Raw genomic sequence first — 26,144 nt, 5'->3', positions numbered from 1 at the left:
TCCGCGCGCCGGCGGCCCCCCTCCGCCGGCAGCTCGCCTCGTCGCGCACAGCGACTCGGGCCTCGGGCGCCTCAGGCCGCCGGGGCGCGGCTCGCCGCGGGCGCGGCCATCGCCGCCGCCTCGCCGGCCGCGGCGGGCCTCGCCGAGGCGGCGCCCGCCGGCCGTCGCGTCCAGAGCCCCGCGACGAACGCCACGAAGGCCACGACGCCGGCGATGAACACGCTGTCCCCGACGAGGCGCATCCAGCGCAGCGCCTCGAGCACCGGCTGCTGCAGGAACTCCGCGCTCCGCGCGTACCACAGCCCGCGGTCGACGCTGGCCCACGCCTGCGCGAGGCCGATCGGCAGGAGGCTCAGCGCGATCATCAGCCCGAGCCCGGCGTTCATCCCCCAGAACGCCACCCGGAGCCGCGCCTCGTTCCAGACCGCCTCGGGGCGCAGCCGGCGGAGCATCACGAGCACGAGGCCGAGCGAGAGCAGGCCGTAGACGCCGAAGAGGGCGGCGTGCGCGTGCACGGGCGTCGTGTTCAGGCCCTGCATGTAATAGAGGGCGATCGGCGGGTTGATGAGGAACCCGAACACCCCCGCGCCCACGAAGTTCCAGAACGCGACCGCGACGAAGAACTGGATGGGCCAGCGATAGGCCTGCATCCACGCGCTCCGGTGCTGCATCCGCCACGTCTCGTGCGCCTCCATCCCGACGAGGACGAGCGGCACCACCTCCAGGGCGCTGAAGCTGGCGCCGACGGCCATGACCGAGACCGGCGTGCCGCTGAAGTACAGGTGGTGGAACGTGCCGGGGATGCCCGAGACGAGGAAGATGCAGGTCGACAGGATCGCCGCCCGCGCCGCGCTGTCGGGCCGCACGAGCCCGAGCCGCGTGAACAGGAACGCGATCGCCGCGGTGGCGAAGACCTCCATGAACCCCTCGACCCAGAGGTGCACGACCCACCAGCGCCAGTATTCCATGATCGAGAGGTGCGTCTTCGCGCCGTAGAACAGGCCCACGCCGTAGAACATCCCGATCGCGACCGTGGCGCCGGTGAAGAGCAGCACGATGTGCCGGCTCACGTCGCGCCGCGCGAGGGCGGGCCAGAGGGCGCGCAGCATCAGGAAGAGCCAGAGCGCGAGGCCGCCGAAGAGCGCGATCTGGAAGGCGCGGCCGAGGTCGACGTACTCGTACCCCTGGTGCCCGAACCAGAAGGACGCCTCGAGCGCGAAGCGCTGCTTGACCGACAGCCACTCTCCGGCGAGCGAGCCGAAGACCACGAGGACGAGCGCGCCGAAGAGGACGTTCACGCCGAGCCGCTGCCCCCTCGGCTCGCGCCCGCCCACGGCCGGCGCGAGGAAGAGCCCCGCCGCGAGGAAGGCCGTGGCGATCCAGAAGACGCCGAGCTGGACGTGCCAGGTGCGCGTCACCGCGTAAGGCAGGTAGTCGGCGACCGGCAATCCGAAGACCTCGTGTCCCTCGACCGTGTAATGCGCGGTCAGCGCGCCGAGCGCGACCTGGAGCGCGAGCAGCGCGACCACGACGACACAGTATTTGCCGACGGCCCGCATCGACGGGGTGAGCACCCAGCCGGCCAGCGGATCGCGCGCCGGCGCGGGGGCGGCCGCGTCCTCGGCGCGGCGGAAGGCGTGATACCACACGAGGGCGCCGATCCCCGCGAGCAAGAGCACGATGCTCACGACCGACCAGACGACGCTGGGGGCCGTGGGGACGTTGCCGATGAGCGGCTCATGAGGCCAGTTGTTCGTGTAGCTCGCGCCGGTGCCGGGGCGCTCCGCGGCGCAGGCCCACGAGGTCCAGAAGAAGAACGCCGTCAGCTTGTCGCGCCGCCCCGCGTCCGGGACCGCGCCCGTGTGCAGCGCGTAGCTCTCGCGCAGGCCGGTGAGCGCCGGCTCATCGCCGAACAGCGCGCGGTAGTGCGCCGCGGTCTCCTCGATCGCCAGCGCGCGATCCTCGGAGATCGTGAGCGTGCCGGTCGCCGGGTCGACGGCGCTGTCGCGCATCGTCCGCTGGAGCCGCGCCTTGAGCGCGGCCTGCGCCTCGTCGGGCAGCGCCGCGAACGGCGCGCCGTGCGCTCGCTGGCTCCAGAGCGAGAGGAGCGCCTCGGCCTCGCGATGGAGCCAGTCGGCCGACCAGTCCGGCGCCTGGTAAGCGCCGTGCCCCCAGACGCTGCCGACCTGCTGTCCGCCGATGCTCTGATAGACCAGCTGCCCATCGAGGATATCGTCCTTCGTGAGCAGCACCCGGCCGGACGGCGTCCGCACGATCTCGGGGATCGGCGGGGCCTTGCGGTACACCTCCCGGCCCATGAAGCCGAGGATCAAGAATCCAAGGGTGATGACGGCGGCGAGCGCCAGCCAGAGTCGTCGTAGGCTATGCATATCGACCTCGTTGTTCGCGCGAGCCCGCGGCGCGCCCGCGCCTCCGCGGCGCAGCTCCGGGCTCAGGTCGTGACGCCGGGTCATCAAGCAGGCGGCGTGCCGCTCCCCTTCCCCGCTTCATCTCGTGGGTGCTGGGGCGCACGTTTTGCGCCTGCGCGCACCCGTTGCTCGACGTCCTCTGCCGCGCGGGGGCGCCGGTGCGCCTGACGCGAGGCGAGGAGATTGGCGGGCTCATCGGTCGCTGATCGGTGGTTGAAAGGAGCTGTGGACAGAGGAGGATCCGAATGGCAATCACAGGTCATGGACGACCGAAGAACAGACCGCCGGTGGGCCCGGCGCAGGGTGGCTCGGGTGCTCTTGGCGTTCGCCGGCGCGGGCGCGCTGGCCGCGTGCTCGCCCAAGCGCGCCGAGGTCACGCCGCAGCCAGCGCCCACCGACAGGATCCTCACCGGCGCCGACGCGCTGGGCGACTGGACCACGGACGCGCCGGGGGTCAAACGCAAGATCACCGCCGCTGACCTCCCGCCGCCCAACGAGGACGAGTCGGTGGTCAACCGGCCGAGCAAGGCAGATCGTCCAGCCGGTGTGTTCCCCAAAGTGCCGTCAGGATTCACCGTCACCGAGCTCGCCACGGGCCTGGACGAGCCGCGCGTCCTCCAGGTGGCGCCGAACGGCGACGTGTTCGTGGCCGAGAGCGGGGCGGACCGGGTGACGGTGCTCCGGGACGCGGACGGCGACGGCAAGGCCGAAGCCCGCAGCGCCTTCGCCGAGGATCTCAACCGCCCCTTCGGCATCGCCTTCTATCCGTCGGGCACCGACGCGCCGACGCACGTCTACGTCGCGAACACCGACAGCGTGGTGAGGTTTCCTTACAAGACGGGCGACACGAAGGCGAGCGGCCCGGCCGAGCCGCTGGTCACCGACATCCCCTCGGGCAAGGAGATGGTGGGCGGCGGCGGCCACTGGACCCGCGATATCGCCTTCAGCAAGGACAATCAGCGGATGTTCGTGTCCGTGGGCTCGCGGTCCAACGTCGACGACGACGAGGACGAGCACCGCCGCGCCTGCATCCTGGCCTTCACGCCCGACGGCAAGGACGAGACGCTCTATGCGTCCGGCATCCGCAACCCGGTCGGGCTGGCGATCGAGCCGTCGACCGGCGCGCTCTGGACCAGCGTGAACGAGCGCGACGAGCTGGGCGACAACCTGGTCCCCGATTACGTGACGCGTGTGCAAGAGGGCGGCTTCTACGGCTGGCCCTGGTACTACCTCGGCCCGAACCAGGATCCGCGCCACGAGGGCAAGCGCCCCGAGCTGAGGGACAAGGTCCTCGTGCCGGACGTGCTGATCCAGTCGCACTCGGCGTCGCTCGATCTCTGCTTCTACACGGGCCACCAGTTCCCGGCCGACTACCAGGGCCACATCTTCGCCGCGGAGCACGGCTCGTGGAACCGCTCGCGGCGCACCGGCTACAAGGTGATCCGCATCCCGGTCAAGGACGGCAAGGCGGAGGGGTACTACGAGGACTTCATGACCGGCTTCGTCACGAGGACCGGCGACGTGTGGGGCCGTCCGGTCGGCGTCGCGGTGGCCAAGGACGGCGCGCTGCTGGTCAGCGACGACCAGAGCAACACCGTGTGGCGGGTCGCCTACGGCGGAAGCCGCGCTCCCGCCGATTGAGAAGCGCTAAGCGGCCGAGCCGCGGGAGCGGGGCGTGGCCGATCCACGCGCTGGCTCGACTCCCCGCGTCGGCGCTCGGCGCGTGCGTACGAGCGGGCGGGACGCTCTTCCGTGCAGCGGCTTCATGCGTGCACGCCCGAGGCGCGACCGCACGGCCGGCTCGATCCTGGCGAGCGCGCCATCGATCGCGGCTTGCTTCGACGCATCTCGATGCTCGGTAACGACGCTCGGCAGCCCGGAGAGGACCACCTTGATCCGGCAGATCTTGTCGATGCCTCCGCGCGGCCCGTTGGTGTCCGTCAGGCGAACGCTGATGCGTTCGATGGACGCACCGAACTTGCTGAGCCTCCTGCCCAGCTTCTGGCGGATGTGCTCCCGGTCCGTGGGATCGAGGTCCACCCCGATCGTGCGCACGTGGGCAGGCGGCTGCCCGCGGGAGCTCCCGGCCCGCTTGACGGGCCGCGGGAGCTCGGCCGGCAGCGCTGTCCGAAACTTGCTTGCCGCCACCTTGCGAGTTCGATCACCCATGATAGGTCCCCCGCTGCTTGCGGGGAGCGCTGCCGCGACGGGGGTGCTGCATGCGCCTCATCGCCGAGCCGAGCTCGGCTCCCGAGCCGAGCTCGGCCACGAGCTCATTGCGTGGGAGGCCGGCCCTCGCAGGCGTCCACGCCGGCGGATCGCTCGCGGGAAACGACTGCTGACAGGCCTCGTCCACGACGTCGACATCACGCAGGGGCCTGGCCGGCATGCCCACTTTTCCAGCCTGCCCGGCGCGCTGCTCCTCGCCCCGACGCCGCTCGTCGCCCGGCTGTTCTACGTCAATCCGGGCCGCCCGTCCCTGCGTGCACCCCATGGCGTGTCCCCCGCCCACGACATTGCGCCTTGCCGCCGCGTCGGCAAGCTCTTTCGCGGCCTCGAAGACGATCTCGGACAGCCGAGCTGCCTGTGGCCATGGCAGAGCCGCGCTCGTCCGCCGTGCCGGACGTACGCGAATTGCCGGAATCCCGCCCGCAGCCAGACATGCCGCATCGCGGCAATCAGGCCCGCGCCCCGAGGCAATCAGGCCCGCGCCCCGATAGGAGAAATTCATCTGTACGGCATGCGCTCTCGTCGTGCCCCGCCTCGTGGTCCGGTGGGCCCCGGACCACAATCCTCTGGTCATTTCGTAAATAGTATTGTTGAATCACGGGGCATCGGCTTGCCCGGTGCGCTCGAGGAGCGACGACGAGCTCTGGTCCTCAGGTCACGGGCCTGCGGCTCCTCGTCGAGCTCACCCGGACGTGCGGTTTCCTCTACATGGCTGCCTGACAGGAGCGAGGGGTATGTCGAAATTCCGCTTGAGTCGACGCGCCATGCTGCGAGGCGCCGGCGCCATCGCCGTCGCGCTCCCGTGGCTGGAGATCATGGGGACCGAGCGCCCGGCGCACGCGCAACCCGCCCCCGCCCGGCGCTTCCTCGCCGTCTACACGCCCGGCGGGACCGTGATGGACCGCTGGCGTCCGACCGGCACCGAGACGAGCTTCACCCTGGGCCCCATCCTGGCGCCGCTCGCGCCGGTGCAGGACCGGCTGCTCGTCGTCGACGGCCTCGACATGAAGAGCGCGCGCGGGGAGCAGCACCAGGCCGGGATCATCGCCTGGCTCACGGGCACGGAGCAGGAGGGCTCGAGCAACGGCGGCTACGGGAGGGGGCCGTCCATCGATCAGGTGATCGCCTCCCGGATCTCCGCCGGTCGGAAGGCGAAGGCGAGCCTCCAGCTCGCGGTGCGCTGGGCGACGGGCAAGTCCCACGGCCTGATGTCGCCCATGAACGTCGTCAATTTCGAGGACACCGCGCCGTACAGCCCCATCCCGCCGCGCCTCGATCCGGTGGAGATCTTCACCGAGCTCTTCGGCACGCTGAACCCCGGCGCCAGCGACGACGCCGCCCTCCGCCTCGCGCGGAAGCGATCGATCCTCGACTTCCTCGACGGGCGCTACGCCGCCCTCTCCGCGCGGCTCGGCGCGGCCGACAAGCAGAAGATCGACCAGCACCTCACGAAGCTCCGCGAGATCGAGCAGAGCCTCGGCAGCACGCCGGCCGCGGCGGGCGCTTGCCGGGTCCCGACGGGGGTCGACACGTCCGACTACGACCCGAGCTCGGGGCTCAACGCGGACGACAACGGCGCGAACGTGGACGCCTCGACCGACGCGGCCATCCCCAGGGTGGGCAAGCTGATGACGGACATGCTGGTGATGGCGCTCGCCTGCGACATCACCGCGGTCGGCACCCTGCAGTGGAGCGACACCGAGGCGAAGCACACGTTGCCGTGGCTGAACCTGACCGAGAACCACCATTTCTACCAGCATAACGGCGGCTACAAGCCAGTCGAGTGCGCGCGCATCCACACCTGGTACTCGCAGCAGCACCTCTATCTCTTGCAGGAGATGGAGAAGATCGACATGGGCGGGCATTCGCTGCTCGACGAGAGCGTCGTCTTCTTCGGCTCCGAGATCTCGGATCCGGCGACCCACGCGAAGAAGGACATGCCGTTCCTGCTGGCCGGCGGCGGCGGGGGCCTGCGCACCGGGCGCTGGGTCCAGTACCCGAGCCTCCCGCACAACGACCTGCTCGTCTCGATCTTGAACCTGTTCGGCGACCCCCGGACCACGTTCGGCTCGCTGGCGCACTGCACCGGGCCGCTCACGAACCTCACGTAGGCCCGGCCTTGCGGGCCGCGCTGCGAGCAGATTTCCGGCAGCGAGACCCGAAGGAGCGTAAGCTACCGCAGTGACACCTCCCCGCGTCTTCGAGGTCGTCGTGCCAGACTCCATCTGGGTCACCGAACGCCCGGTATGGTTCAGCGGCGTTCGCCTGCGATCGAGGACCACCGTCGTTCGACTCTCGGGCGATGCCCTCTGGGTTCATAGCCCCTGCACCCCCACGGACGACGTGTGCGCGGCGCTCGATGCGCTCGGCGAGGTGCGCTGGATCGTGGTGCCCAATCGATTCCACCACCTGCAAACGCCGGCCACTGCCGCTCGATACCCGGACGCGCTCGTCGTCGGACCAAGGTCTGCAGAGGCGCGCAACCCGCGCGTCCGCTCGACCATGGGCACGGACGATCCCGCGTATCTCCGCGCTACCCCTGAGCTGACCCCTATTCAGCTGAGGGGCGTTCCTTTTCTCGACGAGACGGTCTTCTTCCACCCGGCGAGCGGCTCTCTGATCGCCGCAGATCTGCTCATGTCCGCCTGCGCGCGCGACCACTGGACCTGGCGAGCTGCAGCGCGCATCACGGGACGCTACGGGAAAGTCAGGACGCCCCCCGACGTCCGAATGCATGCTCGCGCGAGCACGGCGGTGGCTGAGTCGATCGCGCAGATGCGCGCGCTGCCGCTACAGCGGATCCTGGTGGCCCACGCCGATCCGATCACGGATCGACCCGCTCAACGGCTCGCCGAAGCCTGGGACTTCGCTGTTCCTCCTCACCTGAGGCAGCCCGGCGCCACGCTCTAGCGTCGCAGCGCACCGAAGGGCCCGGCGGCACGGCGAGCGAAGGAGAATCGCTCGGCGACGAAAGAGGCTGAAACCATGGAAATCTCTACGGTTGTCGGCGACCGCTCGCCATCGACCGGTTCTTCTGGCGGGACTCCTGACCCGCGGTACTAGCCTCCTGGCCGAGCGCCCCCGCTCCCCCGGACCATGCGACCCTGCCTCCTGTTCCTCGTGCGCCACGGCCGCACCGCGGGTAACCGCGGCGGTCCCGCGACGCCGATGAGCGGGTGGACCGACACGCCGCTCGACGCGCGCGGGCGCGAGGAGGCCGAGGCGCTGGGCCGCCGCCTCGCCAGAGGCCCGGCGTTCGACGCCGTGTACGCGAGCCCGCTGAGCCGCGCGCTCGAGACGGCGCGGATCGCGGCCGGCGCGTGGGGCCCCGTCCGCCCGCACGACGGCCTGCGCGAGATCTGCTGCGGCGACGTGGACGGCGCGCCGATCGAGGAGGTCAAGGCGCGCCACGCCGCGCTCTGGGAGGCGAACCTGCGCCAGGACGACGACGACTTCCGCTGGCCGGGCGGGGAGAGCTACCGCGAGTTCCGCGCGCGCTGCCTCGCCACGATCGGCGCGATCGCCGCGGCGCACCCGGGGCAGCGCGCGCTCGTGGTCACGCACGCGGGCGTCATCGGCCAGATCCTCGGGGCGCTGCACGGCGTCCCGGCCGCGCGCTGGGAGCCGTTCCGGCCAGGCAACGCCAGCCTCACGTCGCTCTCGTGGCAGGGCGAGCGCGGCGTCCTCCTGCGCTTCGACGACCGCGAGCACGTCAGCGCCAGCACGCGTCGGCCCGGCGGATGACGCGCAGCCAATCCGCCGCGTTCCGGGCCGCGGCCGCGCGCGCGTCCGGCGTCGCGCCGGGCTCGCTCGCCCGGCACGCCAGCGCGAGGTGGACCCCGAGCGCGCCCGCGAGCGCGTTGGACGCGGCCGCGAACCAGTAGGCGTCGCGCAGCGGCCGGGTCAGCGCCGGGGCGAGGCCGCGCGCCGAGAGGTAGCCGGCGAGCAGCGTGTCGTGGCGGCGCCGCGCCTCCGGCTCCCAGGTGCCGAGGGCCTGGAGCCACGAGCTCACGTCCTCCAGCGGCGAGCCGATCCGCGCGCGCGCCCAGTCGAGCAGCACCGGCTCCACGACCCCGTCGCGCCGGCGGACCATGACGTTCCCCGGGTGCACGTCGCCGTGGATCACCGCGCGGCCGAGCGGCCGGAGCTCGAGGAGCTGGCGGCGCATCGCGGGCAGCGCCGCCACGACCCGCCGCAGCGCGGGCAGCGACCGGGCGAGCGCCGGGACCTCGCCGCGGGGCAGGCGCTCGGCCAGCGCGAGGGTGCCCCGCGCCGCGGCCAGGTTCTCGGCCTCGTAGTCCCACGCCGGCAGGGAGGCGCCCGGCGCCGTCGCGTGGAGGCGCGCCAGCCGCTCGAGCACCTGGGCGGTGTGCGCGCTGTCGGACCAGGGCCAGGCGTGCGCCGGCTCGATCCGCTCGAGGTAGAGCAGCCAGCGCCCGCGCCCGAGCCGCTCTACGCCGAGCAGCTCGGGCGAGAAGCGCCGCGCGACGGACCTCGAGAGCCGCCGGTAGACGGCCGCCTCGCGCGCCGCGGCGCCGTGCACGAGCTTGGCCACCAGCGCGACCCGGAGCGCCCGCGCGCCGCCGCGCAGCCGCGCGGTGACCAGCGCGACCTCCGAGCAGAGCCCGCCCGGGAGCGGGCGCACCTCGATGGCCGCGTCGCCGGCGGCACCGCCGTGGCGCGCGGCGAGGAAAGCCGCCACCGCGGCGCGATCCAGGGCACTTCGCGTCATCGATCACCTCCCCGAGCCGACATCGATCGCCTCCCCGAGCCGACGATGCGCCGAGTCCAGCTCACGATCCACCCTGCACCTCGAATCCGGTCCGCGCGCCGGCGCCGTGCGCCCGGCGATGCCGGAGCGGCGGCGCGCGGCCGCGCTGGAGCGGCCTCCCCGGGCGGCGGCGCGCGACCGCGAGGGCGGCGAGCGCACAAGGCCCGGAGAGCCTGTTCTGACTGGCTTCGGTTGCCCGGATGAGTATTCTCCCGTGCGGGTGTCGCGGCGGCAGAGCGCCGCGACAGGTCATCGCGGGACGGTCGGGCCGCCTTCCCCCCTTTGCGCGACGCCGCTCGCGCCCTGGCGGTCCCTTGAGTCGATCCCCATCACAGCACGCCCCCGGAACCTGGGCCCCCGCGCGCCGCATCGCCGAGCGCGTCCTCGGCCCGATCGAGCGGTTCCTGCACGTCGAGGCCGCCAGCGGGATCGTCCTCTTGGTCGCGTCCGTCGTCGCCCTCGCGTGGGCGAACTCGCCGTGGGGCGACGCGTACGAGCACCTCTGGCATCTCCCGATCACGATCGGCGCCGGCTCGCTGGTGTTCACGCAGCCCCTGCACTTCTGGATCAACGAAGGGCTGATGACGATCTTCTTCTTCGTCGTCGGCCTGGAGATCCGGCGGGAGATCCACGAGGGGGAGCTCTCGGATCTCAAGCGCGCGGCGCTGCCGGTCGCCGCGGCGCTCGGCGGCATGATGGCGCCCGCGCTCCTCTACCTGTCGCTCAACATGTCGCCCGCCTCGCGGCACGGCTGGGGCGTCCCCACGGCGACCGACATCGCGTTCGCGGTGGGCGTCCTGGCCTTGCTCGGCAAGCGCGTGCCCCCTGCCCTGCGCGTGCTCCTGCTCGCGCTCGCGATCATCGACGACATCGGCGCGATCATCGTCATCGCGCTGTTCTACTCGTCGGGCGTCGCGTGGAGCGGGCTGCTCATCGCCGGCGGCGGGCTGCTCGCGGTGCGGCTGCTCCAGCGGTTCGGCGTCCGCTCGCCCGCCGCCTACGTGGCCCCTGGCGCCGTCCTCTGGTGGGGCATGCTCAGCGCCGGCGTCCACCCGACGATCGCCGGCGTCGTCATCGGGCTGCTCACGCCGGTGCGCTCCTGGTTCGGCAGCCACGGGTTCCTCGCCGCGGCGCGCGACACGGTGGACCGGGTCGCCACGCTCGTTCAGCGCGACGACCACCGCGCGGACGAGCTGCTGCAGCCCCTCGGGCAGATCCGGCAGGCCCAGCTCGAGGCGCTGCCGCCCGTGGTCCGGCTCCAGGCGGCGCTCCACCCGTGGGTCGCGTACGGCATCATGCCGCTGTTCGCCTTCGCCAACGCCGGCGTCCGCGTCGACGGCTCCTCGCTCGGCCACGCGGCCTCGGGGACGATCCTGCTCGGGGTCATGCTCGGCCTGGTCGTCGGCAAGCCGATCGGCATCTTCCTCGCGAGCTTCGCGATGGTCCGGCTCGGCGTCTGCGCCCTGCCGCGCGGCGTCGGCTGGCGCGGGATCGCGGTCGTGGGCTGCGTCGCGGGCATCGGCTTCACGATGGCGATCTTCATCGCCGGCCTCGCGTTCGACGACCCCGCGAAGCTCGCCGCGGCCAAGCTCGGCGTCCTGCTCGCCTCGGCCGTGGCCGCCGTGGTGGGCCTCCTCGTCGGCAGGCTCGCGCTGCCGGCGGCCCCGGCGCTCGGCGCGGCGCGGACGGCCGCCGAGGCCGAGGCGTCGACGGAGCAGTAGCCCCACCCTCCGCGAGGAGTCCGGGCAGGAACCCAGAGGCGGACGCGATCGATCAACGATACGGTCCCTGACGCGGCGCCTCGCCGTCGAGCACCGACACGTCCACGTTCTCGTCGAGCCCCTCGAGCTCCTTCACGTGCCACTCGACCAGCATGCAGCCCGCGCAGATGTACGCCTCGAGCTTGCCGACCCTCCGGCTGCTCCAGACGCTCGGCTGCGCGATGGCGAGCTCGCTCCGCCCGTCGGCGTCCGCGTCGAGGACCTTGGGCGCGTGGAGGATCTTCCTCGCGCCGCATGCGGGGCAGCGTAGCTCGTCGCGCATCGACGCGGATCGCCGCTCGAGCAGCGCCTGGACCTCGCGCTCGAGCCGCCCCACCCGCTCCTCGAGGGAGCGCCCCGCCGGCGCGCTCGCGGCGTGGGCATCGGTGACGGGATCCGCGACGTGCGCGCTCGCGGCGCGGGAGAGCCTGGCGCCGCAGTCCGGGCAGAAGACATAGGCCTCCGGGTTCGAGCGGGCGCACGTGGGGCAGACCATGGCGACAGGATACGGGCGATTTCCCGCGGAGCGAACGGCAGGAAGGCCCGATCTCACTCCACCAGGATCTCCACGGCCACGAGCCGGTCCTCGCGTGTCCCGTCACCGGTGCGCACCATGCGCAGCCGAAAAGAGGGAAGGCATGCCCGCGCGACCCGAGCCGCCCCGGATCCGTCCGCGCGAGTCCGTGCTCATTGGCGACGCCCCTCCAGGGCTGCCTTGATGCCAGCGTGAAAGGCAGGGGACGCGGGGTTTTCTTCGAAGTTGACGATTCTCAAGGTGGTGTTCATAGCGATTGCGGTCCGCACCGCCTCCGCACCAACGTCCCCAATGGCGTTGTTGCGCAGCCGGAGAATCTTGAGCGAGGCGTTGTTGCGAAGGGCGTCGCCGACGCTCGCTGCGCCGACGTCGCAGATCTGGTTGTGGTTGAGGCTGAGCGCGATCAACGAGCTGTTGGATGCGAGCGCCTCTCCAATGGCCGCGGCGCCAACGTCGCCGATCTGGTTCCGCCCGAGCCCCAGCTCGACCAATGAAGTGGACGCTCGGAGAGCCTCTCCGATCGCCTTGGCCCCAACATCGCCCACTCGGTTTTCGTTGAGACACAGCGTCGCGAGAGAAGCGTGTTTTCTCAGGACATCTCCCAGAGCCTCGCCGCCGACGTCCCCTATCTCGTTGTTGAACAGCCACAGCTCCTTGAGCGCGGTGTTGGCGAGGAGAGCGTCTCCGATGGCCTTGCAGCCAAGGTCCGTGATTTGGCAGCCGCCCATCCTCAGGATAGTGGTCTTGCTCGTCTCGAGAGCCTTCGCGATAGCCTCCACCTGGGTTTGCCGGAGCGCGCCGTCGACCGTGACCTCGACCTGTCCGGCGTGGAGCCGCGTCACGGCTTCCTCTGCGCCGACGATCACGGCGTCCCTCCTGCAGACTACATTGATAAATGGGAGCGTCGCGCTGCTGCCCGCAGGCTCGTCGATGTCGGAGAACTCGACGAGCCCGTACGGACCGAACTCCCGCTTCACCGACTCGGCGTCGTAGAAGTACATCGGAAGACCGGGCAGGCGCTCGTACCAGTCGTCGCCGAGCCGGAGCCCATGTCCGTACATTGGCGCCTTCTTTGAGATGATCGTGAAGATCATGTGCCCACCGGGCGCCAGCTGGCGGTAGCAGTCTCGAATGAGCTTCTCGCGACCGCGGGCATCCAGGAGGAAGACAAGCCCGTAGCAGAAGATGCCGTCGTACTGCCGGCGGTCGAAGGGCATGTCGGTGACTGATCCGTGGACGATGGGGATCTCGAGACCGAGTCGCGAGCGGGCAAGCTCGATCGCCGCCGCAGAGATCTCGATCCCCGCCACTGACATCCCGCGCTCGAGGAACGGCTTCGCGTTCCTGCCGTAGCCGATGCCGGGTATCAGGACACTCTTGACACCGGCTCGAGCGAACGTGTCGCGCGCGAGAGAAGCAGACGTCGTCGGCTCCAGTCCCCACATCAGCTGCTTCTCGGCGAACGCGGTTTCCCAGAATTCGGTCATGATGGTTTGGCTCCTGCTCGTCGTGGACTACTCATGGCCTTTGGGGCGCCTCCACGATGTACTTCTTCACATGAGGGCGACGCACACGCCGGCCAGGACGGCGCGGCGCTGGGAAGGGGCGTGGATGGCTTGATCGGCGGCGCCTGCTCGTGTGGATGGATTCGCCTTCATCGTTCATCTCATGTCACTGGGAGGCGCGGGGCGAGCGGCCACCCGAGTCCGCACGTCCTCGCCCAGGGCCGCGAGCGTCACCTCGCCGAGGCGCGACAGAAGCAGCGACTCCGCAGCCTCGAACGACTTGCTAAGAGCCGCGTTGACCGCCTCTTCGACGGCGCAGCCGGGCGTCTCCGTCCGGTTCCCAATGGCGAGCAGCGAGGGCGAGCCGAGCGCAGTGTAGATGTCGCGCAGGGTCACCCTCGCGAGATCGCACGCCAGGGACCACCCCCCCCCATGTCCCTTCTCCGACCGGACGTATCCCTGCTCCCGGAGACCGGCCATGACTCGCCGGATCACCACGGGATTGGTGTCCATGGCTTTCGCCATCTGCTCGGACGTCAAGGGCCCCTCGTGCTGGGCCATGTGCAGCAGGACGTGAAGCACCCCGGAGAGTCGGCTGTCTCGTCTCACGCAACTTATGATGTTACATGACCGGAGGGTTGTCAAGGAGCACGGGCGCGGAAGCTCGGCCGTCGACCCGCGCCCAAGCGCTTCGGCGGCCTTCTCGAAGGGAAGCGCTCGCGGCGAGCTCGGCGGCGCCCCGCCGCCGCGGCGCGACCGTGGCGCCTGAGCAGCAGCGACGGCGAGGTCTCGGCGCAGTCCCGCAAACGCCTATTCGTTGGCACACTCCCAACGCGGCGAAGTGCTGGCGAGCCTCTTCCAGTCGGCGATGACGCGGACGGAGGGCTTCAACGAGGAGCGCGTGGGTATCGGGTGAGCGCGGCGCCGGTCCGGGTCGCGGCGCGTCCGCCGCGGAGGCGCGGTGAGGCGGCGCCGGCGATGGACGCGCCGCGGGCCCGCCCCGCGGCAGGGCTCCGCGCGAGGGATGTCTCGGTGCGGTCGGGGCCGGGGCGGACGCTCGACAGCCCCTCTCGGCGACCTCTGAAGATCGGCGGTGTTCGATTCATGAAACCCGTACGATCGGCAATCGGGACATCGTCGAGCACCACCTGATTACGAGTGCTCCCGACGCCTCGTTCGCGGCGGGCTCCGTCGCGGTGTGCGAGCCCGGCGCGGTCGTCGCGGGCCACGCGGGCCACGCGGGCCACGACTGCCGGCCGGGAGCGATCGCCTCATGACGCAGCGCCGCGACCACATGCCCCTCCACGCCGAAAAAAGCCGTACGTCCCGCTTGACCTTCATTCCGCGGTTGTGTGTAATCGGCTGCGCTGCGAATAGCCTTGAATTGTGGACCGTCACCCTGCCACGGCGTCGATGGACTCGCCCATCGACGCGTGAGTACCAGTGTGATGCAGCATGGTATCCGTGCCGACCGCGCCCCTGAAACGTCGGGGGCGCGCCCGTGTCACCGGCTGCCGCCCTGGAGCTCACTCCGGTGCTCCTGGGACGGTTCTGAACGAGATGCGTGACGCCCTCGCGTCGCTGCTCGGGCTCGCACACGGCGGCTGATGTTCTGCCCCTGAAGAGACTCCTGCCACCACACACGACATGACCTATCACGACTTCAGCTCCGAGGACGCCAGCATTCACCGATCGTTCGAGCTCCAGGCCGGGCGCACGCCCGGCGTCGTGGCCGCATCCTTCGGCCCTGACCGGCTCACCTATCAGGAGCTGAATCGCCGCGCGAACCAGCTCGCGCACCACCTGAGGAGCCTGGGCGTCGGCCGCGACGTCCTCGTCGCGCTCTGCGCCGAGCGCTCCCTGGAGGCGCTCATCGGGCTGCTCGCGGCGCTCAAGGCCGGCGGCGCCTATGTCCCTGTCGACCCCGCGTACCCGCGGGAGCGGGTCGCCTTCATGCTCGAGGACGCCGGGGCGCCCGTCCTGCTCACCCAGGCGCGGCTGCTCCCGTCGCTGCCGCGCCACGGGGCGCGCGTGGTCCTCCTGGACGGCGATCGCGATCTGACCGCGGGCTTCAGCGGCGAGGACCCGCCGGACACCACGGGCCCCGACGACCTCGCCTACGTCATCTACACGTCGGGCTCGACCGGCAGGCCCAAGGGCACGCTGCTGACGCACCGCGGCCTCACCAACCTCACCCGCGCGCTGGCCGAGCGATTCGACGTGGCGCCGGGCTGCCGCGTGCTCCAGTTCGCGTCCCTCAGCTTCGATGCGTCGGTCTGGGAGATCGCGATGACGCTCGCCCGGGGAGGCACCCTGGTGATGGGGGCGCAGGCCGAGATGATCCCCGGGCCCGCGCTGCTCGATCGGATGCGCGCGGAGGAGGTGTCGATCGCGACCTTCCCCCCCTCCGCGCTCGCCGCCTTCCCCGAGGGCGCGGAGCGCTCGCTGCCCGCGCTCCGGACCCTCATCGTCGCCGGCGAGACCTGCCCGGCCGACCTCGCCGCGCGCTGGGCGCAGGGGCGCAGGTTCATCAACGCCTACGGTCCCACCGAGTTCACCGTGTGCGCCACGATGGCCGACGGGCTCGACCCGGTTCGGGACCCCGGCGAGCCCCTCTCCATCGGCCGGCCGATCAGGAACGCGCGCTGCTACGTGCTCGACGATGCCATGCGCCCGGTCCCGGACGGCGAGGCCGGCGAGCTCTACCTCGGTGGACCCGGGCTGGCCCGGGGCTACCTGGGACGGCCCGAGCTCACGGCGGCGCGGTTCGTCCCCGATCCGTTCAGCTCCACCCCGGAGGCCCGGCTCTACCGCACGGGGGACGTGGTGCGCCGCCTGCCCGGCGGCGATCTCGCCTTCCTCGGGCGCGTCGACCAGCAGGTGAAGATCCGCGGCCACCGCGTCGAGCTCGGCGAGGTCGAGGCCGCGCTTGGGCGCCACCCCGCCGTCCGCGCGGCGGTGGCCGTCGCCAGCGAGGGCCGCCTCGTCGCCTACGTCGTCGCGCGCCCGGACGCGCCGGACGCGCCCCCGGCCGCCCCCCGGGCCGTCGTGCCCGCGCTGCGCAGCTTCCTCCGCGAGAGCCTCCCCGAGGTCATGATCCCGTCGACGTTCGTGCTGCTCGACGCGCTGCCGCTCGGCCCCAGCGGGAAGGTGGACCGCGCGGCCCTGCCGCCGCCGGACGCCGCCCGGCCCGATCGCGGCGACGGCGAGCCCCTCGCGCCGCGCAACCAGATCGAGGCGGCGATCGCCGCGGCGTGGGCCGAGGCGCTCGGGATCGAGCACCTCGGCGTCCACGACGACGTCTTCGACCTCGGGGCGCACTCGCTGCTCGCCGCGCGGGTGCTGTCGCGGCTGCGCCGCGCGCTCGGCGTCGAGCTCTCCCTGCAGAGCCTGTGCGACGCCCCCACGGTCGCCGCGCTGGCCGAGCTCGTGGAGTCGCTCCCCCGGCCGAAGCAGCGCCCGGCCGCCGCGGCCATCCGGCCTGCGCCGCGCGACCGGCCCATCCCCCTCTCGCACGGGCAGCGGCAGATCTGGCTCCACGCCTCGCTCCACCCGGGCGCGCTGTTCTACAACGAGCCGTTCTCCCTGCGCCTCCGCGGGCCCCTCGACGTCCCGGTCCTGGGGCGCGCCCTCGACGAGCTCCTCAGGCGCCACGAGATCCTGAGGAGCGTCGTCGCGGTCGTCGGCGGCGAGCCCGTGCAGCAGATCCTGCCCCCGGCGCCGCTCGATCTGCCGGTCGTCGAGCTGACCGCGCTGCCGGCGCTATCGGCTGAAGCGCGGTGGGGGCGCGCCGTCGCGCTCGCCACAGACGAGGCCCGGCGCCCGTTCGATCTCGCCCGCGGCCCGCTGCTCCGGGCCACGCTGGTCCGGCTCGACGAGGCCGACCACGTGCTGTTCGTGGTGGTGCACCACATCCTGATGGATGGAGTCTCCATCTTCGACGCGCTCCCGAGGGAGCTCCACGCGCTCTACCAGGCGTTCGCCGCGGGCAGGCCGTCGCCGCTGCCCGAGCGCGCGATCCACTACGCCGATTACGCGGTCTGGCAGCGGGAGCAGCAGCTGAGCGGCGCCCTCCAGCCGCAGCTCGATTACTGGAGGCGACAGCTCGCCGACCTGCCCACCCTGGAGCTGCCGACCGACAGGCCGCGCCCGGCCGCCCCGAGCCTCGCGGGGGCCCGCCACTGCGTCGCCCTGTCGCGGGAGCTCACGCTCCGGCTGAAGGCGCTGGCCAGGGAGCAGGGCGTCACGCTCTTCGTGGTCCTGCTCTCGGCCTTCAAGGCGATGCTCTACCGGTACGCGCGGCAGGACGAGGTCGTCGTGGGCACGTCCGCGTCGTGCCGCCACCCGCCGGAGACCGAGGACCTCCTCGGCTTCTTCCTGAACACGCTCGTGCTGCGCACCGACCTGCGCGGCGACCCGACGTTCCGGCAGCTGCTCGGGCGCGTGCGAGCGGTGAGCCAGGCCGCGCTCTCGCACCAGGACGTGCCGTTCGCCAGCGTCGTGCAGGCGCTCCAGCCGAAGCGGGTCCCCGGCCAGAACCCGCTGTTCCAGGTCGCCTTCGTGCTGGAGCCGCCCGTGCCGGCGCTCGATCCGGGCTGGACCCTGAGCCAGCTCGACGTGGACACGGGCGCGTCCAAGTTCGACCTGATGCTGGAGCTCGACGAGCGCGAGGATGGCATCATCGGGCGCATCGAGTACAGCACCGCGCTGTTCGACGCCCGCACCATCGAGCGGATGGCGGGCCACTACGAGGCCCTGCTCGAGGGCGCGTCGCGCGACGTCGATCTGCGCCTCTCGGCGCTGCCGCTGCTCACGCCCGAGGAGCGGAGCGCGCTCCGCGCGTGGGGCACCGCCCCGGCCGGCCCCGGGTCGGACGCGTGCATTCACCGCCTCTTCGAGGCCCAGGTCGAGCGCTCTCCCGAGGCCGTCGCGGTCGTCTTCGACGACGGCGCGGGCAACGTCACGTCGCTCACCTACCGGGAGCTGAACCGGCGGGCCAACCAGCTCGCGCACACCCTGCTCGGCCTCCGCGCGCCGGGGGCGCCGGGGCCCGGGGCCGCGCCCGGCCCCGACGAGGGGGCCCTCGCGCGCACCGACGAGGGCGCCCTCGCGCCCGAAGACCGCGTGGCCGTGTGCATGTACCGGTCGATCGAGATGATCGTCGCGCTCCTCGGCGTGCTGAAGGCGGGCCTCGCCTTCGTGCCCCTGGATCCGACCTACCCCACCGAGCGCCTCGCGTTCATGCTGGAGCAGGCCCGGGTCCGCGTGATGCTCACCCAGGTGCGCGTCGGCGCGGTGCTGCCGGGGTGCCGCGCGCGCGTCCTCTGCCTGGACGCGGATCCCGAGGAGATCGGCCGGGCGCGCGACGACAACCCGACGGAGCTGACGACGCCGGACCAACTCGCCTATGTCATGTACACGTCGGGCTCCACCGGCCGGCCCAAGGGCGTGGCCGTGCCGCACCGGGGCGTGGCCCGGCTCGTCAAGGGCACGACGTACGCGCGCTTCGCGCCGGACGAGGTCTTCCTGCAGCTCGCGTCGATCTCCTTCGACACGTCGCAGTTCGAGATCTGGGGCGCGCTCCTCAACGGCGGCCGGCTGGTCGTCATGCCCCCCGCGCCCGCGTCGCTCGACGACCTGGATCGCGTGATCCGGCAGCACGGGGTGACCACGGTGTGGCTCACCGCCGGCGTCTTCCACCTCCTCGTGGACGAGCGGATCACGGCGCTGCGCGGCCTGCGCCAGATCGTGGCCGGGGGGGACGTCCTGTCCCCGCAGCACGTCAACCGGGTCCTCGCCGAGCTCCCGGGGTGCCGGATGATCAACGGCTACGGGCCCACGGAGGCCGCGACGTTCGCCTGCTGCGCCGCGGTGGAGCGCCCGGTCGGCCACACGGTGCCCATCGGAAGCCCGATCCCCGGCACGAGGGTGCACGTGCTCGACCGGGATCTCAACGAGGTCCCGGCCGGCGTCCCCGGGGAGCTCTGCATCGGCGGAGAGGGCCTCGCGCGCGGCTACCTCGATCTGCCGGAGCTCACCGCGGAGCGGTTCATCCACGATCCCATCGGCGGCGAGCCGGGAGGGCGGCTGTACCGGACCGGCGATCGCGTCCGCCTGATGCCGGACGGGCAGCTCGAGTTCCTCGGCCGCATGGATCAGCAGGTCAAGGTCCGCGGTTACCGGATCGAGCTCGGCGAGATCGAGGTGGTCCTCGGCGAGCACCCGGCCGTGCGCGAGGTGGTCGTGGTGGCGCAGCCGGCGCGCTCGGGCGACCGGCGCCTCGTGGCGTACGTCGTCCCGCACGGCGGCAGGGCCGCGGCGCCGCCCGCGCAAGCCGGGGCCCGCGCGCGCCCGTTCATGGCGGATCCGACCGGCGGGCTCGAGCGTGCGATCCGCGATCACGCGCAGCGGCGGCTGCCCGACTACATGCACCCCTCGGCCATCGTGCTGCTCGACGCGCTGCCCCTCACGGGCAACGGCAAGGTGGACCGCCGCGCCCTGCCGGCCCCCGTCGAGCTCCGCCCCGAGAGCGCGCCCATGGTGGCGCCGCGGAGCTCGCTCGAGGAGCGGCTCACCGCGATATGGCAGGACGTCCTCGGCATCGAGCGCGTGAGCGTGCAGGACAACTTCTTTGATCTGGGCGGCCACTCGCTGCTCCTGATGCGCCTCCACGAGCGCGTCCGGGAGTCGTTCGGCAGCGATCTCTCCATCGTCGATGTGTTCGCGCGCCCGACGGTCACCGATCTCGCCGCGTTCCTCGCGAGCGGCAGCGGCGGCGGGAGCGACCTCTCGGAGGCCAACGCCCGGGCGCTGAAACAGCGAGAGATCCTGAAACGAAAGAAGCAGGCAGCCAAGAGCAGACAGAATGGATCCACTTGATCAACCCGTCCCGGAGGACCAAATCGCGATCATCGGGATGGCCGGCCGCTTCCCGGGCGCGAGGAGCGTCGACACCTTCTGGCAGAACCTGCGCGATGGGGTCGAGTCGATCGCGGCGCTCTCGGATCAGGATCTCGCCGCGGCGGGCGTGCCCCCGGAGGTGGCCTCGGACCCGAGCTACGTCCGCGCGCGGGCCGTGCTCGACGAGGTGGAGTGGTTCGACGCGGCCTTCTTCGGGATGACCCCGCGAGAGGCCGAGATCCTGGATCCGCAGCACCGCTTCTTCCTGGAGTGCGCGTGGGAGGCGCTCGAGCACGCCGGGTACAACCCCGAGGCGTTCAAGGGGACCATCGGCGTCTACGCGGGCGCGAGCGGCCACGACACGTACTTCCTGAGCAACCTTTACCCGAACCACGAGCTCAGGAAGGCGATGGACTATCAAGTCTACGTCGCCAACGACAAGGACTTCCTGCCCACGCGGACCTCGTACAAGCTGAACCTCCGCGGGCCGAGCGTCGCGGTCCAGACCGCCTGTTCCACCTCGCTCGTGGCCGTCCACATGGCCTGCCAGGCGCTGCTCACCTACCAGTGCGACATGGCGCTGGCCGGCGGCGTGGCCATCAACGTCCCCACGCGGTCGGGTTACCTGTACCGGCACGGTATGATCCTCTCGCCCGACGGGCGCTGCCGCGCGTTCGACGCCGAGGCGCAGGGGACGGTGGTCGGCAACGGCGCGGGCGTCATCGTGCTGCGCCGGCTCGAGGACGCCCTCGACAGCGGCGATCACATCGAGGCGGTGATCCGGGGCTCGGCCGTCAACAACGACGGCTCGGGCAAGATCGGGTTCACCGCGCCGGGCGTGGAGGGGCAGGCGCAGGTCATCGCGCAGGCCCTGGCGATGGCGAACACCGATCCCGAGACGATCAGCTACGTGGAGGCCCACGGCACCGGCACGCGCCTCGGGGATCCCATCGAGGTCGCGGCGCTCACCCGGGCGTTCCGCGCCCGGTCCCGCGGCCAGCGCAAGGGCTGGTGCGCGCTCGGCTCGGTCAAGCCGAACGTCGGGCACCTCGACGTCGCCGCCGGCATCACCGGCGTGATCAAGGTCGTGCAGGCGCTCCGCCACCGGCAGATCCCGGCCAGCCTGCACTTCAAGACGCCGAACCCGGAGATCGACTTCGCGAACAGCCCGTTCTACGTCAACGCGGCGCTCGCGGACTGGGAGCCCGGCGACGGGCCCCGCCGCGCCGGCGTGAGCTCGTTCGGCATCGGCGGCACCAACGCCCACGCCATCCTCGAGGAGGCGCCCCACGCGGCGGCGGCGCCCGGCGGGCGGTCCTGGCAGCTCCTCCTGCTCTCCGCCCGCACGAGGACCGCGCTCGACACGATCACCGAGAACCTCGTCGGGTACCTCAAGGCGCACCCGGACGTCAGCCTGCCGGACGTCGCGTTCACGCTCCAGGTCGGCCGCAAGACGTTCCCGCACCGGCGCATGCTCGTCTGCAACGACGCAGACGAGGCGGTGAGCCTGCTGTCGACGCTCGGGGAGCGGCGGGTCCTCGCGCACGTCGAGGAGGCCATCGATCGCCCGGTCGTCCTCATGTTCCCGGGGCAGGGCACGCAGTACGCCGGCATGGCGCGGGAGCTGTACGAGCGGGAGCCCACGTTCTGCGCCGGCGTCGATCTCTGCGCGGCCATGCTCCAGCCCGAGCTCGGGTTCGATCTCCGCGAGGTGATCTACCCGCCCCCGGGGCGGGAGGCGGCGGCCGCGGAGCTGCTCAAGCAGACGCGCTTCGCCCAGCCCGCGCTCTTCGTGATCGAGTACGCGCTCGCCACGCTCTGGATGGAGTGGGGCATCCGGCCCGCGGCGATGATCGGCCACAGCCTCGGCGAGTACGTCGCGGCCTGCCTCGCGGGCGTCTTCTCGCTGGAGGACGCGCTGAAGATCGTCGCCCGGCGGGGCAAGCTGATGCAGGAGATGCCGCCGGGCGCGATGCTCGCGGTCCCGCTGCCCGAGGCCGAGGTGCAGCCGCTGCTCGACGAGGGGGGCGGCGCGCTCTCGCTCGCGGCCGTCAACGGGCCGGCCGCCTGCGTCGTGGCCGGGCCCGAGGACGCCGTCGAGGCGCTCTCCGACCGGCTCTTCGCCGAGCGCGAGCTGGAGTGCACGCGCCTCCAGACGTCGCACGCGTTCCACTCCCGGATGATGGAGCCGATGCTCGCGTCGTTCACCGCGATCGTGGCCCGCGCGCGCCCGAGCGCCCCGAAGATCCCGATCGCGTCGAACGTCACCGGCACCTGGCTGTCCGCGGCCGACGCGCAGGACCCCGGGTACTGGGCGAGGCACGTGCGCGAGCCGGTGCGCTTCATGGCGGGGCTCGGCGAGGTGCTCGCCGATCCGACGCGCGCCCTGCTCGAGGTCGGCCCGGGCCGGGTGCTCGCGACCCTGGCCAAGCAGCACCCCGCGCGGGGCGCCCGCCGGGTGATGCTCTCGTCGATCCGGCACGTCCACCACCGCCAGTCCGACATCGGGTTCCTGCTGGAGACGCTGGGCCAGCTCTGGCTCTCCGGCGTCCGCGTCGACTGGTCGGGCTTCTACACCCACGAGCCCCGCCGGCGCGTGCCCCTGCCGACCTACCCGTTCGAGCGGAAGCGGTACTGGATCGACCCGCCCGCGCCCGCCGCCTCGAGCGCCGCGCGCCGGCCGGCGCGCAGCGCGCCGGAGCCGGCCGGCCTGCTCCACCTCCTGGCCTGGAAGCGCTCGGTGCTGTCGGGGTCGATGAAGGCGTCGGCCCGGCCGGCCAGGGCGCAGTGCTGCGTCGTCTTCGCCGACAGCTACGGGCTGGGCGCCCGGATGGAGATGCGGCTCCGCCGGGACGGCTACAAGGTCATCACCGTGCGGCCGGGCGAGGGCTTCGCCGAGACGGGCGAGGGCGAGTTCACCGTCGCCCCCGCGAGCCGCGCGGACCACGCGTCCCTCTTCGGCGCGCTGCGCGCGGCGGGCGTGTCCCCCTCGCGCATCATGTTCCTGTGGGGCGTGACCAAGCCCGCGCGCGCGCCGCTCGACGCCGGCCGCCTCGCGGAGGCCCAGCGGCTCGGGTTCGCCAGCCTCGTCGCGCTGGCCCAGGGGATCGGCGACGCGGGGATTCGCGACGAGGTGCGGCTCGGCGTCGTGACGAGCCACATGCAGAAGGTGACCGACGCGTCGGTGCTCTGCCCCGAGAAGGCCACGCTGCTCGGCCCGTGCGAGGCCATCCCCAGGGCGTACCCGAACGTCTCGTGCATCAGCGTCGACATCGACCTGCCGGAGCCGCGGACGCTCCAGGAGGCGAGGCTCATCGACCAGCTCCTCGCCGAGGTCACGCTGGAGCAGACCGAGCCCGTCATCGCCTACCGGAGCGGCGAGCGCTGGGTCCGGATCTTCGAGCCCGCGCGCATGGACCGCGCCGAGGGCCTGCCGCCGCGCCTCAAGGAGGGCGGCGTCTACCTGATCGCCGGCGGGCTCGGGGCCGTCGGCTCCGCCCTCGCGGAGCACCTCGCGAAGGTCGCGCGCGCGAAGCTCGTGCTCACGGGCCGGACGGCGCTCCCGCCCCGGGAGGCGTGGGGCGGCCTCGCCGGCGCGGGCGTTTCCGGCGCGGGCGCCCCCGCAGCGCTGCGCCGCAAGGTCGGCGCGGTGCTCGAGATGGAGCGGCTCGGCGCCGAGGTGCTCCTCGTGACGGCCGACGTCACGCGGCTCGACGACATGCAGCGCGCCGTGGCCGAGGCGCTCCAGCGCTTCGGGCGGATCGACGGCGTCGTCCACGCGGCGGGCGCCGGCCGCGCCGTGCCCCTCCACCGCATGACGCGCGAGGAGGGCGAGGCGCTGCTCGCCCCGAAGGTCGACGGCGCGCTCGTCCTCGACGAGGCGCTCCGGGGGCTCCGGCCCGATTTCGTCGCGTTGTGCGCCGCGCGGACCGCGGGCGCCCGCGGGGCGGGCCTCGCGGGCCAGTGCGCCGCGACCGCCTTCCTCGGCGCCTTCGCGCAGCGGCGGGCCGCCGGGGACGGCCCGCTCACGATCGCGATCGAGTGGGACCCGTGGCAGCAGAAGGACACCTCGCGCGGCAAGGAGCTCGAACCTGCGCCCGCGTCGAGCGACGGCGGTCCGGCCTCCGCGGAGGAGGGGCTCTCGCGCGACGAGGCGCTCGACGCGTGGATGCGCGTCCTCACGAGCCCCACGCCCCACGTCCTGGTCCTGAAGCGGGAAGCGCAGGCCAGGCAGCGCGCCGCGGCCAGCTCGAGCGCGCCCGGCTCGAACGCGCCGCCCTCGCGGGACGTCGAGTCCGAGGGCATCCCGAGATCGGTCCACCCGCGGCCCGACCTCGGTACGGCCTACGTGGCGCCGCGCGATCCGCTGGAGCGCGCCGTCGCCGAGACGTGGGAGAAGCTGTTCGGCATCGAGCGGATCGGCGTCCACGACGACTTCTTCGCGCTCGGCGGCGACTCGCTGCTCGCCGTCCAGCTCATCTCCCGGCTGCGCAGCGTCGTGAACATGGATCTCCCCGGCCACAGCCTGCTCAACGCGCCGACCGTGGCGGCCCTGGCCGAGCTCATCGCGCAGTCCGACTCGCCCTCATCCACCTCGCTGTCGAGGCGCTCTCCCGCGCGCCTCTTGCCCGCGTCGCTCGTGCGGATCAAGCCCGGCACCGGGCGGCCGCTCTTCCTGATGCACCCGGTCGGAGGGCACGTTTACTTCTACCACGATCTCGCCACCTGCCTGGACCCGGCGCAGCCCGTGTACGGGCTGCAGGCGCAGGGCATCGAAGGCAAGGCGCCGCCCTTGACCCGCGTCGAGGAGATGGCCGCGCGCTACCTCGAGGCGGTACGGCGGCACATCCAGCCGGAGGGCCCCTACGTGCTCGGCGGGTCGTCCTTCGGCGGGGTCGTCGCCTTCGAGATGGCGCACCAGCTCATCTCCGGGGGCGAGCGCGTCGCGCTTCTCATGATGATCGACACGCCCGCGCCCTCGGCGGTGTTCCCCGAGGATCTCGACACCCCCGAGCGCCTCGCCTACCTGATCAGCGGCGATGCGAGTCTCCCCGTCCCCGCGGAGGAGATCCGGCACCTCTCCCCGGACGAGCAGCTGCTCCACGTGCTCCAGCGCAAGAAGGGTGTCTCCCGGATGTTCCCGAAGCTGGCGCTCCAGGAGCTCGCCACGTTCCGCAAGATCGTCACCGCCAACCTGCAGGCGATGCTGCGCTATGTCCCCCGCCCCTACCCGGGTGACGTGCTCTTCTTCGAGGCGAGCGAGCGCGACGCCATGACCGTGAACAACCCGGCGCGGGGATGGCGCGATTTGATCCAGGGCCAGCTCACTGTCCACGAGGTCCCTGGCAATCACATCACCATGAATTTGCCGCCGAACGTGCAAGTCATGGCCGATCATCTGCGCGCGGCCCTCGAGGCGGCGGGACATCAGGGCTGATGTTGACGCCCGGCCGGCAGGCTCTTTACCATGGTGTGGAGCGGCGACGGCGGCGCCCCCCGCGCGGTCGCGCGGGCTCGAGTGCGGCCAGGGCGCGCGGCGGAGGTGGAGAATGTCGAAGATCACCGCGGAGCAGGCGAGAGAGGAGCACGTCGCGCTCCTCAAGGCGTGGACGAAGGCGGTGGGGGCCGTCAAGGACTACGGCTTCCTCGATCGCCACCTGGCCGAAGGCTGGCGGTACGTCGATTACAACGGAGTGCAGCGCGGCAAGGACGAGTACCTGAAGCTCGTCGACAGCATGTTGACGTACACGCAGGAGCTCCGGCAGTGCGACGTGCGTATCGTCGGCGGGGACGTCGCTATCGTGAGCGGCGTCTACCGCTCGCGCGCCGAGCTCAAGGGCGGTGTCAAGCTCGATAACACCATCGCCTTCACCGCGGTCTGGGAGTTCAAGGGCGGTGAATGGAAAGCCCTCGTGCACCACACGACGAGGATCCATGACGCGTCGTGATCGACGTCCGCGCCGACCGCGTCGACCGCGTCGAAGCGCTCCGGCGGCCGGCGCCTCGCCGGCGAGG

The 26,144-nt window shown here is 72.1% G+C and carries 15 protein-coding genes; 9 read left to right on the top strand and 6 right to left on the bottom strand.

Annotation, left to right across the window (positions count from 1 at the left end):
- Positions 1-71 precede the first annotated feature (71 nt).
- Positions 72-2,390: a nitric-oxide reductase large subunit gene (locus tag WMF26_RS19710; protein ID WP_438001581.1), complete on the bottom strand. Its 2,319-nt coding sequence runs from the start codon at positions 2,388-2,390 to the stop codon at positions 72-74.
- Positions 2,391-2,732: 342 nt separating this feature from the next.
- On the opposite strand from WMF26_RS19710, the gene WMF26_RS19705 reads away from it, so the two are divergent.
- Positions 2,733-4,070 carry a PQQ-dependent sugar dehydrogenase gene (locus tag WMF26_RS19705; protein ID WP_438002425.1) on the top strand — a complete coding sequence of 446 codons (1,338 nt, stop codon included), beginning with the start codon at positions 2,733-2,735 and terminating at the stop codon, positions 4,068-4,070.
- A 6-nt stretch (positions 4,071-4,076) separates the two neighbouring features.
- Here WMF26_RS19705 and WMF26_RS19700 read toward each other — a convergent pair whose 3' ends face one another.
- A complete protein-coding gene (locus tag WMF26_RS19700; protein ID WP_438001580.1) occupies positions 4,077-4,598 on the bottom strand; it encodes an HPF/RaiA family ribosome-associated protein in 522 nt (173 codons plus the stop codon).
- Positions 4,599-5,422: 824 nt separating this feature from the next.
- Between WMF26_RS19700 and WMF26_RS19695 the strand changes: the two genes are divergently transcribed.
- The 3 genes from WMF26_RS19695 (at position 5,423) to WMF26_RS19685 (ending at position 8,402) form a co-directional block, all read left to right on the top strand.
- Positions 5,423-6,769, top strand: a complete 1,347-nt coding sequence (locus WMF26_RS19695; RefSeq protein ID WP_438002424.1) for a DUF1552 domain-containing protein — start codon at positions 5,423-5,425, stop codon at positions 6,767-6,769.
- Between the two features lie 100 nt (positions 6,770-6,869).
- A complete protein-coding gene (locus tag WMF26_RS19690; protein WP_438001579.1) occupies positions 6,870-7,568 on the top strand; it encodes a DUF4336 domain-containing protein in 699 nt (232 codons plus the stop codon).
- A 186-nt stretch (positions 7,569-7,754) separates the two neighbouring features.
- On the top strand, positions 7,755-8,402 hold the full coding sequence (locus tag WMF26_RS19685; protein ID WP_437338595.1) for a histidine phosphatase family protein: 648 nt from the start codon (positions 7,755-7,757) through the stop codon (positions 8,400-8,402).
- Here the strand turns inward: WMF26_RS19685 and WMF26_RS19680 are convergent.
- Complete coding sequence (locus tag WMF26_RS19680) at positions 8,371-9,390, bottom strand: phosphotransferase family protein (protein ID WP_438001578.1); 1,020 nt, start codon at positions 9,388-9,390, stop codon at positions 8,371-8,373. The two genes, WMF26_RS19685 and WMF26_RS19680, sit on opposite strands and share 32 nt — an antisense overlap.
- A gap of 353 nt (positions 9,391-9,743) precedes the next feature.
- On the opposite strand from WMF26_RS19680, the gene nhaA reads away from it, so the two are divergent.
- Positions 9,744-11,150, top strand: a complete 1,407-nt coding sequence (nhaA, locus tag WMF26_RS19675) for a Na+/H+ antiporter NhaA (protein WP_438001577.1) — start codon at positions 9,744-9,746, stop codon at positions 11,148-11,150.
- A gap of 52 nt (positions 11,151-11,202) precedes the next feature.
- Here the strand turns inward: nhaA and WMF26_RS19670 are convergent, their stop codons facing one another.
- Positions 11,203-11,685 carry a double zinc ribbon domain-containing protein gene (locus WMF26_RS19670; protein WP_438001576.1) on the bottom strand — a complete coding sequence of 161 codons (483 nt, stop codon included), beginning with the start codon at positions 11,683-11,685 and terminating at the stop codon, positions 11,203-11,205.
- 191 nt (positions 11,686-11,876) lie between these two features.
- Entirely contained in the window at positions 11,877-13,211 is a 1,335-nt protein-coding gene (locus tag WMF26_RS19665) for a methyltransferase domain-containing protein (RefSeq protein ID WP_438001575.1), read from the bottom strand.
- On the opposite strand from WMF26_RS19665, the gene WMF26_RS19660 reads away from it, so the two are divergent.
- Positions 13,210-13,344 carry a hypothetical protein gene (locus tag WMF26_RS19660; RefSeq protein WP_438001574.1) on the top strand — a complete coding sequence of 45 codons (135 nt, stop codon included), beginning with the start codon at positions 13,210-13,212 and terminating at the stop codon, positions 13,342-13,344. The two genes, WMF26_RS19665 and WMF26_RS19660, sit on opposite strands and share 2 nt — an antisense overlap.
- 41 nt (positions 13,345-13,385) lie before the next feature.
- On the opposite strand, the gene WMF26_RS19655 is transcribed toward WMF26_RS19660, so the two are convergent.
- Positions 13,386-13,838, bottom strand: a complete 453-nt coding sequence (locus WMF26_RS19655; protein ID WP_438001573.1) for an Rrf2 family transcriptional regulator — start codon at positions 13,836-13,838, stop codon at positions 13,386-13,388.
- A 1,038-nt stretch (positions 13,839-14,876) separates the two neighbouring features.
- Here WMF26_RS19655 and WMF26_RS19650 point away from each other — a divergent pair.
- From WMF26_RS19650 to WMF26_RS19640, 3 genes are all read left to right on the top strand, one after another.
- Positions 14,877-20,108, top strand: a complete 5,232-nt coding sequence (locus WMF26_RS19650; protein ID WP_438001572.1) for an amino acid adenylation domain-containing protein — start codon at positions 14,877-14,879, stop codon at positions 20,106-20,108.
- Positions 20,095-25,566 (top strand): SDR family NAD(P)-dependent oxidoreductase, encoded by a 5,472-nt coding sequence (locus WMF26_RS19645; RefSeq protein ID WP_438001571.1) that lies wholly within the window; start codon positions 20,095-20,097, stop codon positions 25,564-25,566. Before WMF26_RS19650 ends, WMF26_RS19645 begins: the two co-directional genes overlap by 14 nt.
- A 112-nt stretch (positions 25,567-25,678) precedes the next feature.
- Complete coding sequence (locus tag WMF26_RS19640) at positions 25,679-26,077, top strand: nuclear transport factor 2 family protein (RefSeq protein ID WP_438001570.1); 399 nt, start codon at positions 25,679-25,681, stop codon at positions 26,075-26,077.
- Positions 26,078-26,144 lie beyond the last annotated feature (67 nt).

The sequence above is a fragment of the Sorangium sp. So ce185 genome (assembly GCF_051526825.1).
Classification (GTDB): Bacteria; Myxococcota_A; Polyangia; order Polyangiales; family Polyangiaceae; genus Sorangium; species Sorangium cellulosum_D.
This window is presented reverse-complemented; position numbering and strand designations above follow the sequence as displayed.

Excerpts from the sequence above, each read along its gene's own strand:
- WMF26_RS19650 (WP_438001572.1), top strand. The coding sequence starts at position 14,877 with ATGACCTATCACGACTTCAGCTCCGAGGACGCCAGCATTCACCGATCG.
- WMF26_RS19700 (WP_438001580.1), bottom strand. The coding sequence starts at position 4,598 with ATGGGTGATCGAACTCGCAAGGTGGCGGCAAGCAAGTTTCGGACAGCG.
- WMF26_RS19665 (WP_438001575.1), bottom strand. The coding sequence starts at position 13,211 with ATGACCGAATTCTGGGAAACCGCGTTCGCCGAGAAGCAGCTGATGTGG.
- WMF26_RS19645 (WP_438001571.1), top strand. The coding sequence starts at position 20,095 with ATGGATCCACTTGATCAACCCGTCCCGGAGGACCAAATCGCGATCATC.
- WMF26_RS19695 (WP_438002424.1), top strand. The coding sequence starts at position 5,423 with ATGCTGCGAGGCGCCGGCGCCATCGCCGTCGCGCTCCCGTGGCTGGAG.
- WMF26_RS19670 (WP_438001576.1), bottom strand. The coding sequence starts at position 11,685 with ATGGTCTGCCCCACGTGCGCCCGCTCGAACCCGGAGGCCTATGTCTTC.
- WMF26_RS19685 (WP_437338595.1), top strand. The coding sequence starts at position 7,755 with ATGCGACCCTGCCTCCTGTTCCTCGTGCGCCACGGCCGCACCGCGGGT.
- WMF26_RS19640 (WP_438001570.1), top strand. The coding sequence starts at position 25,679 with ATGTCGAAGATCACCGCGGAGCAGGCGAGAGAGGAGCACGTCGCGCTC.
- WMF26_RS19680 (WP_438001578.1), bottom strand. The coding sequence starts at position 9,390 with ATGACGCGAAGTGCCCTGGATCGCGCCGCGGTGGCGGCTTTCCTCGCC.
- WMF26_RS19660 (WP_438001574.1), top strand. The coding sequence starts at position 13,210 with ATGATGGTTTGGCTCCTGCTCGTCGTGGACTACTCATGGCCTTTGGGG.
- WMF26_RS19710 (WP_438001581.1), bottom strand. The coding sequence starts at position 2,390 with ATGCATAGCCTACGACGACTCTGGCTGGCGCTCGCCGCCGTCATCACC.